Origin of the sequence: Yersinia alsatica (assembly GCF_025133195.1) — a bacterium.
Classification (GTDB): Bacteria; Pseudomonadota; Gammaproteobacteria; order Enterobacterales; family Enterobacteriaceae; genus Yersinia; species Yersinia alsatica.
Map to the genome: position 1 here is coordinate 4,553,589 of NZ_CP104006.1, position 15,304 is coordinate 4,568,892.

Here is a 15,304-nt window from a genome sequence, read left to right on the forward strand (position 1 = left end):
CATTCACTCAGATAAAGGCAAAAGCATCACCATAGATATGCGCTTCCTGCGCGCTACGCTCAGCACAAAAACGCTCACGGGCAATTTTCGCCATTTCAAAACGACCGGCGATATAGATATCCTGCTCAGCGAGAGAGCCGTAGTCTTGCAATACCGCACTCAGCACTGTTCCGGTACGGCCACGCCAGCCCTCTTCAGGTTGCTCGACCACCGGGATAACTTTCAATTGTGGATATTTAACCGACAGCGCTTCTAGCTCGTTTAGATCGTATAAATGCACGGCTTCGCGGCCTCCCCAATAGATAGAGACTTCACGATCAGGCCGTTCCGCTAACGCCGCTAACAAAATTGAGCGCGCATAGGAAAAACCAGTGCCGCCAGCAATAAGAAGCAATGGACGGTGACTGCCCTCACGGAACCATGCCTCACCATGAGGGATATCCACATCCAGTGTTTTCTCTTTCAGAATTCTGTCCATCACGGCCATGGCATACAGATTCAGTTCCGAAGCTCCAATATGCAGCTCAATAAAATCTTGCTGCAATGGCGTGGATGCCATAGAGAATGGGCGCTTATCACGCTCGTCCATTACTACCATCAAATACTGCCCAGCACGGAAAGAAAATGCAGATGCAGGCACCAATTGCACCCGGTACACCGTATCGGTAATGGCCTCTACGGAGGTTACTTTACAGCTTAAAGTTGTCATGCCTTCCCTCTGTCGGGTCATCAAATGCAAAACCAAGGACAAGAACGACGCCGGTTAGCGTTTCGTCTCTTTGTCACTGAAAATGGCGAGTTCATCCCAAATAGCATCAACACGGGCGCGGACTTCTTCATCCATTTTAATTGGACGCCCCCATTCACGCGAAGTCTCAGCTGGCCATTTGTTGGTGGCATCCAGCCCCATTTTCGATCCCAAACCGGAAACCGGTGAGGCGAAATCCAAATAATCAATTGGCGTGTTTTCAATTAACACCGTATCGCGGGATGGGTCCATCCGGGTGGTAATCGCCCAAATAACATCATTCCAATCACGCGCATTAATATCATCATCGCAAACAATAACAAATTTTGTATACATAAACTGGCGTAAAAACGACCAAACGCCCATCATCACGCGTTTAGCATGGCCTGCATACTGTTTCTTTATTGTCACTACCGCCAGACGGTATGAACAGCCTTCTGGTGGCAGATAGAAATCAACAATCTCTGGGAACTGCTTTTGCAAAATAGGGACAAACACTTCATTCAGTGCAACTCCCATCACTGCCGGTTCATCCGGAGGACGGCCAGTATAAGTGGAATGGTAAATTGCATCTTTGCGCTGGGTAATATGAGTAACGGTAAAGACAGGGAAGCTGTCAATCTCGTTGTAATAACCGGTATGGTCACCATAAGGGCCTTCCGGAGCCATATCGCCCTGCTCAATATATCCTTCCAATACAATTTCTGCACTGGCAGGCACTTCAAGGTCATTGGAAAGACACTTCACAACTTCTGTTTTGTGCCCACGCAGTAAGCCGGCAAAAGCATATTCAGACAGTGTGTCGGGCACTGGCGTTACCGCCGCCAAGATGGTTGCTGGATCAGCACCAAGCGCCACAGCCACCGGGAAACGTTCACCGGGATGAGCTTCACACCACTCTTGATAATCTAGCGCGCCACCACGATGGGATAACCAGCGCATGATTAATTTGTTTTTGCCCAAAACTTGCTGGCGATAGATACCCAGGTTTTGGCGCTCTTTATGTGGGCCACGAGTGACCGTCAGCCCCCAAGAAACCAAGGGCGCAGCATCCTCCGGCCAGCAATGCATGACTGGGATTCGGCTCAAGTCGACATCGTCCCCTTCCCAGACTTGTTCCTGGCAAGGAGCGGAACTTAAGCATTTCGTCGGCATATTCAATACCTGCTTAAATTTCGGCAGTTTATCGAATAGATCGCGAAATCCCTTCGGAGGATCGGGTTCTTTCAAGAAAGCCAACAGCTTACCAACATCGCGCAATGCGCTGACATCCTCTTGTCCCATCCCCATGGCTACCCGCTTGGCGGTGCCAAACAAGTTACACAGCACTGGCATGCTGTAACCCTTAGGATTTTCAAAAAGTAATGCAGGCCCGCCAGCACGCAAGGTGCGGTCGGCAATTTCTGTCATTTCCAGATAGGGATCAATAGGCTGGCTAATACGTTTAAGTTCACCCCTCTGTTCCAGCAACGAGAGGAAGTCACGTAAGTCACGGTATTTCATGCTGATCATTTCGGCGGCTATGTGATGCGCCATTATAGGCTGTCTTTATAGCAGTTGCTGTCTTTTTGTTAAAAATGGATACGGGCTCACTCGAAAAGATATCATGCTGCTCTCTGCTATTAACAACTATTAATCCAAATATCATTTCATCAGTGGGAAATAGGCTAAATCTTTGTATAACAATCAATAGGCTCTAAATGCCCATTTATCCTCACTGTTTATATATCGCCACTTTTGTTATGCTGCCAAGTAGTACCTAAAGGCATGTGAAATTATGAAATATTGGCATTTATTATATTGTAAACGTGGCCAGCTTTTACGCGCTAAAGAGCATCTAGAGCGGCAAAAAGTGAACTGCTGGACGCCGATAGTGACTATCGAGAAGATAGTGCGCGGAAAACGGGCTGAAACGACAGAAGCGTTATTTCCTAATTATCTGTTCGTGGAGTTTGATCCGGAACATATTCATACCACCACGATAAGTGCCACTCGAGGTGTAAGCCACTTTGTCCGATTTGGTGTGCAACCCGCGGTGATTCCAGCACTGGTTATCGCTGAGATGCAATCTCACACTGCAGATAGAATCATTGCGCCAGAAGTCCCTGTACCTGGTGATGTGGTGACAATTACCGAGGGTATTTTTTCTGGGCTACAGGCGATTTATACCGAGCCAGATGGTGAGGCTCGTTCAATGTTGTTGCTGAATATGCTCAATAGCCAAGTGCTGCAAAGCTTGGATAATCGTCAGTTCGAAAAACAATAAGTTCGAAAAACAATAATATCCCAGTATAGAAATAAATCGAGGTAGGTACATCCGTACCTACCTTATAGTTTATATGCAAAGAGTTAGCGCTGCATTTGATCGTCATGAAGCCATTGAGCAACTTGCTTAGCAAAATAGGTTAATACCCCATCCGCACCCGCACGTTTAAAGCATAATAGTGACTCCATTACCGTCGGTTTTTCTTGCAGCCAGCCATTTTGAATGGCTGCCATGTGCATCGCATATTCACCCGAAACCTGATACGCAAAAGTTGGAACCCCAAAGGTATCTTTCACCCGACGCACCACATCCAGATATGGCATTCCTGGCTTGACCATGACCATATCAGCGCCTTCCTGCAAGTCCTGGGCTATCTCTTGCAAAGCTTCATCACTGTTGGCTGGGTCCATTTGATAGGTTTTCTTGTTTCCGCCTTTTAAATTGCTGCTAGAGCCAATAGCATCGCGGAATGGGCCATAGTAGCAAGAGGCATATTTCGCTGAGTACGCCATGATTTGCGTATTTACCAACCCTTGCAGTTCTAACTGATCGCGAATAGCCCCAATGCGGCCATCCATCATATCGCTCGGAGCAACAATCTCGGCTCCGGCTTCTGCATGTGACAATGCCTGACGCACTAAAATCTCTTTGGTGATGTCGTTAATGACATACCCGTCAGCATCAATGACGCCATCTTGCCCGTGGGTTGTGTAAGGGTCGAGTGCGACATCGGTAAGAATACCTAACTCAGGCACCGCATCTTTTAAAGCACGTACAGTTCGTTGTACCAAGCCATTTGGGTTATAGGCTTCTTCCGCATGTAATGATTTAAGGCCTGACTCAATAACAGGGAACAACGAGATGACCGGAACACCAAGCTTGGCAATGGCCTCAGCTTCTTTTACCAACAGGTCAATCGTCATGCGCGAGACTCCGGGCATGGATGAAACCGCTTGCTGCTGGTTATTTCCTTCCATGACGAACACCGGATAGATCAGGTCATTGACTGTCAGCTGATTTTCAGCAACCAGTCGGCGACTGAAATCATGACGGCGCACACGGCGCATACGGCGACCAGGAAAGGTGCCCGGGAATGCATAGCTCATATTGTTCTCCTAACTCAAACCAACCGGAAAATCCGGCGGGCGTTTTCATCAGTTTTCTGTCCCAGCCATTTAGGGTCTTCTTGTCGCCAGACAGCAACCTGCTGGACGATATGAGGCAGAAAGCAAGGTTCATTGCGACGAGATGCAGGTTTTGGATGTATATCCCTTGGCAATAAATAAGGGGCATCAGTTTCCAGCAACAATTGTTGAACGGGAATGCGCGGCAGTAGTGATCTTAGCTCAAGGCCTCGGCGTTCATCACAAACCCAACCGGTGATACCAATAGATAGACCCAACGCCAGGCAAGAATCTAGCTCATCAGCAGTGCCCGTAAAACAATGCACCACAGCAGCGGGGATTTTATCTAACCAAGGCGAAAGCAGAGTGATAAAACGTTCGTGAGCTTCACGACAATGTAAGAAAACAGGCAAAGAAAGCTCTGCTGCCAGTGCAAGCTGTGCAGTAAATGCGATTTCTTGCTCTGCTGGTGTAGAGAAGTTGCGGTTAAAATCTAGCCCACACTCACCGATGGCGACTACCGAGGTATCTGCCGCCAATGTTCTGATTTGCTGCTCTACCGCTATTTGCCAGCTACTCGCATGATGAGGATGAACCCCTGCGGTTGACCAGCAGTAACCCGCGTTGGCTGTGGCAAGCTCAAGTGCGGCTTGACTCTCTTCGGCATCAGTACCAGTAATCAGCATCCCGCTAACCCCGGCTTCTTTTGCGCGAGCGATAACCTGAGGACAATCTTTGGTAAATTGCGCGCTGGTTAAATTCACACCAATATCAAACATGTACGTTCCAAAACAGAAGCCGCCCCAGAGGGCGGCTAAACATCAAAACAGAGATTTAAGGGGCTTTCGGATGGTTATCGCTGTCTTCATCCTCTTCCTCAATATCTGCGCGCCGTTGTTTGCCAGTATAAAAACGAGCAAAGAACACACCCAGTTCAAATAACAGATACATTGGAATGGCCAATAATGTCTGTGACAGCACATCAGGTGGCGTAAGGAGCATGCCCACGACAAAAGCACCGACAAATACATAAGGACGTTTTTTCTTCAATGCTTCAGGTGTTGTTACCCCAGCCCAGCATAGAAGAATGATGGCGATCGGGACTTCGAAAGAAATACCAAACGCCATAAATAGCGCCATAACAAAATCAAGGTATTTGGTGATATCCGTCGCAATCAATACGCTTTCCGGCGCTGTTTTGGCAAAAAAACCAAAAGCTAACGGGAAAACGATAAAATAGGCAAATGCCATACCCAGATAAAACAAGAAACTGCTGGATATCAGCAGTGGAACCATCAGGCGGCGCTCATGTTTATACAGCGCAGGGGCTATAAATGCCCAAACCTGATAGAGGATCATCGGTGCAGAAACAAACACCGAGACCATCATGGTCAATTTAATCGGGGTAAAGAACGGGGATGCAACATCAGTTGCGATCATACTGGAGCCAACAGGCAGTTGTTTGATCAACGGTGCTGAAACCAAGTGATAGATATCATTGGCAAAAAAAACCAATGCTAAAAAAACCACTAAAATAGTGATAATACAATTCAATAGCCGCTTACGCAGTTCTATCAAATGAGTGATAAGGGGTTGGGTATCATCAACAGCCATGTTTACCGATCGCCGTCAGGTTGGTGAGTTCGAGGTTGGTCAGCACTGATTGAATCTGTGCTATGGGAGTCAATTGTGGCTGCGTTCGCCTTGGTTACAGGGGGGTTTGTAACTGGCACAGCCTCCCTCTCTACTGAAGGGATAGACTCAGAGAATGCTTTAACCTGAACAATGGGTTTTTCGACGTTATCAAGGGCAGTTTCAACCACAGTCGAGGTGCCCACCTCATTAGTGCTCGGTGCCTGAGGTGAAGCTTCAGCTTGCGTCGCCGATTCAGCAGGGGTAACGCCATCATGAATTGCTTCTGGCTCGGTTACCAACGGATTATGGATCGTATGTGGCGCTTCCGAAGTAATATCAGAATGATAAGAACGCTTCAGCGCCTCCGCAGCCTCTTTGAGTTCATCCATTGAGGCTTTCAGCTCAGGTGTCAGGTTCTGCAAACCAGCCTGTTCTGCTTTTTTCAGACTGTCTTGCAACTCTTGCAACTTAAGTTCTTGTGCCAATTCGTTTTGCACTGTTGCCGCGAGTGAGCGCAATGTCCGAATCCAGCCGGCGACTGTTCTTACAGCAACCGGCAGCCGTTCTGGCCCAAGCACGACCAGACCAATAACAAGTATCAGTAGCAGTTCACTAAACCCGATGTCGAACACAGCTTATCCCTGCTCTTTGTCGTGACTCTTAGTAGGCTCTTCAGCTTTGACTACCGGCTGTTGCTGCTTTTCAGCAATCGATTTTGCGAAATCAGCATCATTGCTGGTCTTATCAGCATCGGTTGGAGCGTCTTTTGGTTCATCACCTATCGCTTTTTTAAAACCTTTGATGGACGCACCTAGATCTGACCCTAATGTCCGCAGTTTGTTAGTACCAAACAGCAAAACAACAATCACGGCAATGATTAATAACTGCCAAATACTTATACCACCCATTCCATTCACCTCTATATACAAGGGTTATTCCACAGAGGGCCGCATTATACGTCATATAACCTCTGTGAATACCTATCTAACTTACCGCATTTTGAACTAGCGCATAGCTTCTTGAACAAATAAATGGCTTCTTGAATAACTTTTACATAACTCATTAACCATGCACTAAGTATGTTAACTGGTTCGTCGCCAACCAATAAACCAGGCCAGTACTCCAGCGACAATGAATCCCGTTGAGACCTCTACCGCACCAGCCAAGAATAAAATGGTACCACTGACTAATAGTGTAGCGCCAACCCCGAATAAATACCGTGACTGCCCTTGACGTTGCTGCTGGCCTTGTATCTGTGTAGTGAGTTTATCGACACTTTGTTGCAATAATTTGTGCTGTTGCAAGCTGTCATAAACGAGTTCCGGTAGCTCTGGGAACTTCTCTGCCCAGAACGGTGCCTTCTCTTTCAATGCACGAATTACCGCGGGTAAGCCAACCTGGTCCCGTAACCAGCTTTCAAGAAACGGCTTCGCTGTCGTCCAGAGATCAAGCTGAGGATAGAGTTGACGCCCTAAACCCTCAACATACAGCAACGTTTTCTGTAGCAGAACCAACTGGGGCTGTACTTCCATATTAAAGCGACGTGCCGTGTTAAAGAGATTCAATAACACATGCCCGAATGATATTTCTGCCAGAGGCTTTTCAAAAATTGGCTCACAAACGGTACGAATAGCGAACTCAAAATCTTCAACATTGGTATCACGAGGCACCCAGCCTGAGTCAACATGCAACTCAGCAACTCGCCGGTAATCGCGGTTAAAGAAAGCAATAAAGTTTTCAGCGAGATAGCGTTTATCTGCTTTGTTTAACGAGCCAACAATACCGCAGTCAATCCCGATGTACAGTGGGTCGTGAGGATGTTCATAGCTAACAAAAATGTTCCCAGGATGCATATCTGCATGGAAAAAGCTGTCACGGAAAACCTGAGTGAAGAAAACTTGCACCCCACGTTCCGCCAACAATTTCATATTTGTGCCTTGATCTTCTAAAGCAGCAATATCAGATACAGGTATGCCGTAAATACGTTCCATCACCAATACGCTTTCCCGGCAATAGTCTGAATAGACCTCAGGAATATAGAGCATGGGGCTGTCTTCAAAATTGCGGCGTAATTGAATAGCGTTAGCGGCTTCACGTAACAGATTCAGCTCATCAAGCAGCGTTTTTTCATATTCACGCACGACTTCCCGTGGACGCAATCTGCGGCCATCAGGTAAAAGCTTAGGTACCCAGCCAGCAAGACGATACATTAAGCGGACGTCGGCTTTAATAATCGGCAAAATATCAGGGCGAATAACTTTCAGTACAACTTCCTGGCCGTTCTCTTTTAAGCGCGCCGTATGTACCTGAGCAATAGAAGCAGAGGCCAAAGCTTGCTGTTCAAAATCGTCGAACCATGTTTCTAACGGCCCACCCATAGCGATTTCAATCTGCTTGCGTGCAAGCGCACCATCAAATGGAGCAACTCTGTCCTGCAATAACGCCAGTTGATCAGCAATGGCTGGAGGGAAAAGATCACGGCGCGTGGACATCATCTGGCCAAATTTGATCCAGACTGGCCCTAACTCCTGTAAAGCGAGACGTAAACGCTCACCCAAGGGTTTATCTTTATGCCGATTAGGCAGCCAGAAAAACAGATGCCGACCAATACGTAATGGCAACGTCAAACGTATCTTCGGAATTAATTCTTCCAGCCCATAGCTTAAGAAAACCCGAATAATGAGATACAGGCGCCGAAGTTCTCCTGGCGTCATTGTTTTGTCTCCATAGTTGCCAACCTGGCACTTAAAGCCTCTGTGGCACGAACAGTGGCATCCACCTCTTCGTTAAACCACACAACCTCTAGTGGTGCCGGCGCTATTTTCCATTCTTCAGTTATTGCGTCAGCCAAGTAATGTTGCTGCTGCCGTAACTGCTTACCAAGAAAACGACTACTTTTATGCACTACCTGCCCTATGGATTCAGCGGCAATATCACCGATGTAGGGAGCCAACCATTCTGCAGGCTCCCACTCAGCAAGATCCAATAGCGCAACAAGTTGTTGAACCACCTGAATATCACCTTCGACAATCAGTTCGCCACTACGCATCAAGGGTGAGAGTTGCTGACGGTCACGCAATTTTGCCAACACAGCAACTTCTGTTTTCACGATGCAATCCGCTTCACCATCCCATTGGCTTAAAACATCTACCTGCCGTTCACTAAAAACGAGCAGCAGTGGGAAGCTTATCTCGCGTAACTCGATGCGCAGAACTTTCCCTGCCAAGCGTAAACGCGCAGCTTTCATGCTTTTATCGCGAAATAGCACACTATTAAGTGATGTTTCTATAGCGGCTGTAATTAGTGGCAACAGTAAAGTTGGTTTCAGTGACAAAGGTCTAAATATCAGTGATTTTAGCGGCATAACCCCATTCCTGTTAGAACTTAAAGCCCCGATGTAACGCAACGATGCCACCGGTTAAATTGGAATAGGTTACGTTTTCAAACCCGGCATCCATCATCATGCCTTTCAATGTTTCTTGGTCAGGATGCATCCGAATAGACTCCGCCAAATAGCGGTAGCTTTCAGAGTCCTGTGCCACAAGCTCACCAATCTTAGGTAGAATATGGAAAGAGTAAGCATCATAGGCTTTGCTCAAAGGTGCCAGAAGTGGTTTAGAGAATTCGAGAACTAACAAGCGACCGCCGGGCTTGAGTACCCGAAACATGGAACGTAGCGCCTTTTCTTTTTCGGTGACATTTCTCAAACCGAATGAAATGGTGATGCAATCGAAGTAATTATCAGGGAAAGGTAGAGCCTCAGCATTGGCCTGTACATAGCTGACATTACCAACGATGCCTTTATCACGCAGCTTTTCACGGCCCATACGCAGCATAGATTCATTGATATCAGCCAGAACGACTTCGCCCTGTTCTCCCACCAGTCGAGAGAATTTAGCCGTTAAATCTCCGGTACCACCAGCCAGATCCAATACTCGTTGACCGCGCCTAACACCGCTACAGTCAATAGTAAAACGCTTCCAAATACGGTGAACACCGAACGACATCAGGTCATTCATCAGATCGTATTTGGCGGCTACGGAATGAAAAACTTCTGCCACCATGCCTTCTTTCTGTTCTTTGGCTACGGTGCGAAAACCAAAATGAGTGGTTTCCTTGTCCTGATCTACCATTTTCTGTGCCTGCTTTTCAGTCAATCTTTCGAGGAAGTGTACCAGAACTCCGATGAAAGCCCCACCTCACCTGGTATTAAGGTAACTGCTTAATCGCAGTCTTCTCAACATCATACAGAAGAGGAACATGCAACTAACCCTAGTACTTCAGCGGTGCAGAATCATTGATTGCGGATTCTGCATCATCGGATAGCGCTAAATCGCTCTCTGGGCTTTCCTCCATACTGGCTTTCTCTGCCAGTGACGGGCTAATAGGTCGTTTTACCTCGACCCCCAGAGTACGAAAACCTTCAACTTGCCCTATCAGGTTACCACGGCCTTGCGACAGTTTGTTCATTGCCTGACGATAACTTAGCTGAGCTTTATCGAGGCTTTGCCCTAATGACTCCATATCATCAACAAATAAGCGCAATTTGTCATAGAGTTTGGCTGCTCTTTCTGCGATGCGTTGCGCATTTTGGCTTTGGTGCTCATATCGCCATAAGTTAGTAATAGTTCGTAGCGCCACCAACAATGTTGTAGGGCTAACCAGCATAATATTGTGCTGTAATGCTTCACTGATCAATTCTGGCTGGCGGTCTATCGCAACCAGAAAGGCGGGTTCCACCGGAATAAACATCAAAACATAATCAAGCGAACGTAAGCCGGGAAGTTGCTGATAATCTTTGCGGCCCAGCATTCGAATATGGGCGCGTAGCGAGGATAAATGCTCATTTAATGCTGCGTCTCGTTCAGTATCATCTTCGCTATTAAAATAGCGCTCATAAGCCACCAGCGACATTTTAGCGTCAATGACGACATCTTTACCCTGTGGCAAACGAACGATAACATCCGGCTGCATACGGTTATTGTTATCGATTTTTACGCTAACTTGGGTTTGATACTCATAACCTTCACGCAGACCTGAAGCTTCGAGCACTTTAGCTAAAACAACTTCGCCCCAGTTTCCTTGCGTTTTATTATCCCCTTTGAGTGCTTTCGTCAGATTTAATGCTTCGCGCGCCATTTGAGCATTGAGCTGTTGCAAGCTACGGATTTCATGGGTCAAAGTATGGCGTTCGCGCGCTTCTTGCCCAAAGCTATCCTGAACCTGCCGACGGAAACCATCTAACTGCTCTCGTAGAGGCAGCAATAAGCGATCCAAACTCTGCTTATTCTGTTCATCCGCACGGCGGCCAGTTTGTTCAAAGATACGGTTTGCCAGATTTTCAAACTGAGTGGTTAGCCGCTGTTCGCTATTAAGGAGCAAACGCTGCTTCTCTTCTGCGGTCAGGCGGGTTTCTTCCAGGCGAATAGTCACTTCGCGTAGTTCGGCCTCTTGCGCGCTATTCACTTCCCTTTGAGCGCGTAACTCTTGATTAAGTTGCTCGCATTCATCGCGCCAATGGGCCAACTGCTGTAGTTTCTCTGCATTTGCTGCTAGCTGGCTATGTAAATTACGTAGCTCTAACTCACCTTGCCGTAATTGTTGTTCATTACGTTGTAAAGCAGTCTGTAATTCTGCGGTATTCTGCTGAGACTGTTGTAATGCCTGTTCCAGTAACCGCCGTTCAATATCCTGCTGTGCTTTATTACGCTGCTGATACAAGCTGGCAATCAGCCAACCAATAAGGCCACCAAGCAGACAGCCCCCCAGCCCATAAAATAAACTGATATCCACGGTTATCTCCCCATTAACCTATTGTTAGTCAAGGTAAGGGGATACTGTATGGATGTCCAGAGTGTTTTTCCGTTACATGCCATCTTGCGAAGCGGTACGCATAAATAATAAGCAGTTCAAAAAGTACTTACTTTGCCACAAAGAAATAGGCTAAAACTGTCAGCCGTAGAGCACTGATGACGGATTATGTGCCTAAGTAAGGTTAATCTATCCAGTGAGAAAGCCACTGAATACCAAATGCACCTGGAGCCAAAATACCGAATGCCCAAATTAAGGCGGAAGTGATGTTAGCTAACTGGAAATAGAACTTTGGCATGCCACAAATACCGGCCACCAGCGGAACGGCTGCACGCAGAGGGCCAAAGAAACGGCCAATAAAGGCACCAAAGAATCCCCAACGTTCAAAGAATATATGACCGCGAACCAGTAGCTGGGGATTACGAGAAAGTGGCCACATGGTGCCGACGCGATCCTTGTAATGGTCACCGACCCAATAAGAGAGCCAATCACCAAAGAATGCACCGGCCACGGCAGCGGCCCAAATTGGCCAGAAGGAAATACCACTTTCACCAATTAATGCGCCCAATCCGAGCAAGATAACTGTTGCAGGTAGAAGCAGGGAGATAAAAGCGAGTGACTCACCGAAAGCAAGAATAAACACAATAGGCATAGCCCATGTTTCATGTTCGCGAACAAAATCGATAGTGGCGGTAATGACATCATTCAGGGTCACAGGTATTTTCCTGTTATCAATAAAGTGGCCATTAGCATACGCAATGTGTCGACATTTGGGTTTAACAAAAAATAAACGGCCGGAAGATTCCGACCGTTCTGACAAATTAATACAATAAATTTAGTTTATCAGGCGTTAGCAGTGACTACTTTGTTGCCCGCCATTTCGGCTGATCTGCGGATCCACAGTTCACGCCATTTTTTCAGTGCGGATATCAAGATGATTACACCCAGTGTCATCATGATAATAGAGATGATGCCATTGAATAGGTTGTAACCTTTTGCTGCTGAGTTGAAATACACGTGGGTGATCATCCAGTAACCAGCATAGTTTACGGTAACAAACAGATAGGCCAGTGGGATAACACAGGTCAGCATGTAAATCCGTTTAGTCGCCAAACGCAGAATGATAGTGGCACCAATGATTAACCCAACAGAAGCCATTAACTGGTTTGATACACCAAATAGCGCCCATACCGAGTTGATATCACCGGAGTTCAGGAGGTAGCCCCACAGTGCGCAAGCGATAACACTACAAGCTAGTGTGCCTGGCAGCCAATCAGTGCGTTTCAATGGTGCCCAGATATCGCCCAAGAAATCTTGCAGCAAGTAGCGAGCAACACGAGTACCAGAGTCAACCGCGGTCAGGATGAATACGGCTTCAAACATAACAACGAACTGGAAGAAGTAAGCGGCCAGACTACTAAACCATGGCACACGAATGAAGATATCCGTCATACCAACCGCCAAGGTGACAGCACCACCAGTACGGCCATATAAGTCCAGACCGATTTCCTGACTCAGTTTCGGCAGGTTAACCACATCCATGCCAAGCATACTCCAGGCTTCAGCAGATGAGTTAATCGCGAAGTAGTCAGCTGGATGCAAGGATGTTGCAGCGATCAGGGCCATAACCCCAACCATACATTCGGCCAGCATCGCACCAAAGCCGACAGGTAAAATATCACTCCATTTATCGATCTGTTTTGGTGTTGTACCTGAACCGATAAAGGCATGGAAACCAGAAATCGCACCACAAGCAATAGTTATGGAGATGAACGGCCACACTGGCCCGGCCAGAACTGGGCCGCCACCATGAATAAACTGTGTCAGTGCCGGGAATTGAATCTCAGGGTTGATAAATACAACACCAACAATCAATGCGCCAAATACACCGATTTTCATAAAGCTAGAGAGGTAACCACGAGGGGTTAATAACATCCAGACCGGCAGTGCCGTCGCAAAGAAAGCATACATTGGCAAAATAATGCTGACGGTATCGGCTTTCAGCATTAACCATTCGCCAAGCCAAGTACCTTCAATATAAGGACCGACAAACACGCACACCATAATGGCGGCGATGCCAACATAAGAAGCCCCTTTCATGCTGCCGGTCATGCGTTCCCATAAACCGACGCAAATAGCGATAGGGATTGTCATGAACACCGCGAAAGTACCCCAAGGGTTACGTTCCAGGGCATGTACCACCACCATCGACAAACCAGCCATGGTAATAGTGATGATAAACAGCATAGCCAGACCGGTACACCAACCTGCTACTGGGCCGAGCTCTGATTTAGCGACTTCAGACAGTGATTTGCCCTGATGCTTCATTGAAGCAAACAGAACCACGGTGTCGTGAACCGCACCACCGATAACACAACCAATCAGTAACCACAGGAAACCAGGTAAATAACCATATTGGGCTGCCAGCACAGGGCCAACCAAGGGACCAGCCGCAGCGATTGCTGCGAAGTGGCTACCAAAGTTCACCCATTTTTTAGTTGGAACGTAATCTTTACCATCTTCGAAGGTGTGGGAAGGTGTTACTTCACTGTCATCGACGCGCAAGACCTTACGAACAAAAAAGATACCGTATAAACGGTAGCAGATCATAAGGATACACGCTGAAGCGATAACAAAGGTGATCGCATGTTGCATGAGCATTCTCTCCAGGGAATTTGTCAGGCGTTAACATACGCTTGGTCCCTAAGAGAAATATCAGTGAACTGGTTAAGCGGTAGTTTGCATCATTAAGCGGTTAAAAAGAGCCACCTAGTGGCTCAATAAAAGACGAATTGAAAAAACGGGCGGTAGAGAGCTCTTATTCCAGGAAATATGACTGCAATTTCTCTCGCTCTATGCTGCCAAGACCAAACTCCTGCTGAAGCCAATGGTCCCGGCTACCATAGCGCTCCTGAATACTACGTAGCGCGGTTTGAATAAATTCTTCTCTGGCTGACAGTACAAAAGCGAATTGCCCTAATGCCTGATCATTAAGTTTTAGTGCCAGCTGAGCCAGCATATGTTCACGAAAAGGCTTCAATGTGGTTTCGGTCAACAGATAATCTTCCAATACCGTCGATTCATCAGCCCCTAAAGCAAACAACACCAAGGCAGAACCCACGCCGGTACGGTCTTTCCCGACAGCACAATGCTGAACGACCCCTGTGGCAGTATGCTCTGGTGAAGCACTGTTTTGCAGCAAACTAACCAGTTGCTTATAAGCTTGATTACCAAAAGGTAACCGACCATAAAGCTCTAACATGAAGGCACGAGCATCAAACGTCGCTAAAGTTTCGTTCGTCAGCTTTTCCAGATTGGCATTAACTTCACTACTGAGTGGGTTGGCAGGAATATTATGATAACTGGCCCCATGCCACACCACATCAGGTTTGGCCCGAACTTCATCAGCATCTCGATAATCAAGAATTTGAGCAACAGAGCCGCTGCTGAGTAAGTCGCAATCTTTGGCACTCAAACGATCGAGTGAACCGGAGCGAAACAGTAACCCGCGTTTGATACGCCGACCATCAGCAACGGCATTGCCACCGAGATCACGAAAGTTAATACCACCGTCCAATGGCAGTAGGGAAGGATGAGATAGAGCAGGTGTCGTCATGTTTTCCTCTTATTATTGTCCATTATAAGAGCTACGACATTAACAGATAAATCGACGAAATAGAAAACGGGCCAGTAAACTGCCCCGTCGATAGTAAGCATGAC

Annotated in this window: 15 protein-coding genes; 1 reads left to right on the forward strand and 14 read right to left on the reverse strand. The window is 47.1% G+C overall.

Annotated features, from left to right (window positions below):
* Positions 1-7: 7 nt before the first annotated feature.
* The gene (gene fre, locus N0H69_RS20580; RefSeq protein WP_050109798.1) at positions 8-709 is read right to left on the reverse strand and encodes an NAD(P)H-flavin reductase; all 702 of its coding nucleotides are present in this window, start codon (positions 707-709) and stop codon (positions 8-10) included.
* 54 nt (positions 710-763) lie between these two features.
* The gene (ubiD, locus tag N0H69_RS20585; RefSeq protein ID WP_050109813.1) at positions 764-2,260 is read right to left on the reverse strand and encodes a 4-hydroxy-3-polyprenylbenzoate decarboxylase; all 1,497 of its coding nucleotides are present in this window, start codon (positions 2,258-2,260) and stop codon (positions 764-766) included.
* Between the two features lie 265 nt (positions 2,261-2,525).
* On the opposite strand from ubiD, the gene rfaH reads away from it, so the two are divergent.
* Positions 2,526-3,014 (forward strand): transcription/translation regulatory transformer protein RfaH, encoded by a 489-nt coding sequence (gene rfaH / locus N0H69_RS20590; protein ID WP_050109796.1) that lies wholly within the window; start codon positions 2,526-2,528, stop codon positions 3,012-3,014.
* 83 nt (positions 3,015-3,097) lie between these two features.
* On the opposite strand, the gene hemB is transcribed toward rfaH, so the two are convergent.
* From hemB to N0H69_RS20650, 12 genes are all read right to left on the reverse strand, one after another.
* Positions 3,098-4,120 (reverse strand): porphobilinogen synthase, encoded by a 1,023-nt coding sequence (hemB, locus tag N0H69_RS20595; protein ID WP_050109794.1) that lies wholly within the window; start codon positions 4,118-4,120, stop codon positions 3,098-3,100.
* A 14-nt stretch (positions 4,121-4,134) separates the two neighbouring features.
* Positions 4,135-4,917, reverse strand: coding sequence for a 3'-5' ssDNA/RNA exonuclease TatD (gene tatD, locus N0H69_RS20600; protein ID WP_050147074.1), 783 nt, complete (start codon positions 4,915-4,917; stop codon positions 4,135-4,137).
* 55 nt (positions 4,918-4,972) lie between these two features.
* Positions 4,973-5,752, reverse strand: a complete 780-nt coding sequence (gene tatC / locus N0H69_RS20605) for a Sec-independent protein translocase subunit TatC (protein ID WP_050109791.1) — start codon at positions 5,750-5,752, stop codon at positions 4,973-4,975.
* A gap of 2 nt (positions 5,753-5,754) precedes the next feature.
* Positions 5,755-6,405: a Sec-independent protein translocase protein TatB gene (gene tatB, locus N0H69_RS20610; protein WP_050147076.1), complete on the reverse strand. Its 651-nt coding sequence runs from the start codon at positions 6,403-6,405 to the stop codon at positions 5,755-5,757.
* 3 nt (positions 6,406-6,408) lie between these two features.
* On the reverse strand, positions 6,409-6,681 hold the full coding sequence (gene tatA, locus N0H69_RS20615) for a twin-arginine translocase TatA/TatE family subunit (RefSeq protein WP_050109788.1): 273 nt from the start codon (positions 6,679-6,681) through the stop codon (positions 6,409-6,411).
* Between the two features lie 174 nt (positions 6,682-6,855).
* Complete coding sequence (gene ubiB, locus N0H69_RS20620) at positions 6,856-8,487, reverse strand: ubiquinone biosynthesis regulatory protein kinase UbiB (protein WP_050152129.1); 1,632 nt, start codon at positions 8,485-8,487, stop codon at positions 6,856-6,858.
* Entirely contained in the window at positions 8,484-9,137 is a 654-nt protein-coding gene (ubiJ, locus tag N0H69_RS20625) for a ubiquinone biosynthesis protein UbiJ (RefSeq protein ID WP_050109785.1), read from the reverse strand. Before ubiJ ends, ubiB begins: the two co-directional genes overlap by 4 nt.
* Before the next feature lie 13 nt (positions 9,138-9,150).
* Positions 9,151-9,906 carry a bifunctional demethylmenaquinone methyltransferase/2-methoxy-6-polyprenyl-1,4-benzoquinol methylase UbiE gene (gene ubiE, locus N0H69_RS20630; protein WP_050109784.1) on the reverse strand — a complete coding sequence of 252 codons (756 nt, stop codon included), beginning with the start codon at positions 9,904-9,906 and terminating at the stop codon, positions 9,151-9,153.
* Between the two features lie 139 nt (positions 9,907-10,045).
* Positions 10,046-11,566, reverse strand: coding sequence for a DNA recombination protein RmuC (rmuC, locus tag N0H69_RS20635; RefSeq protein WP_050152130.1), 1,521 nt, complete (start codon positions 11,564-11,566; stop codon positions 10,046-10,048).
* Positions 11,567-11,768: 202 nt separating this feature from the next.
* The gene (locus tag N0H69_RS20640) at positions 11,769-12,299 is read right to left on the reverse strand and encodes a DedA family protein (RefSeq protein WP_050109780.1); all 531 of its coding nucleotides are present in this window, start codon (positions 12,297-12,299) and stop codon (positions 11,769-11,771) included.
* 128 nt (positions 12,300-12,427) lie between these two features.
* Positions 12,428-14,239, reverse strand: coding sequence for a carbon starvation CstA family protein (locus tag N0H69_RS20645; RefSeq protein ID WP_050147078.1), 1,812 nt, complete (start codon positions 14,237-14,239; stop codon positions 12,428-12,430).
* Between the two features lie 163 nt (positions 14,240-14,402).
* The gene (locus N0H69_RS20650; RefSeq protein ID WP_050152131.1) at positions 14,403-15,200 is read right to left on the reverse strand and encodes a tyrosine-protein phosphatase; all 798 of its coding nucleotides are present in this window, start codon (positions 15,198-15,200) and stop codon (positions 14,403-14,405) included.
* Positions 15,201-15,304 lie beyond the last annotated feature (104 nt).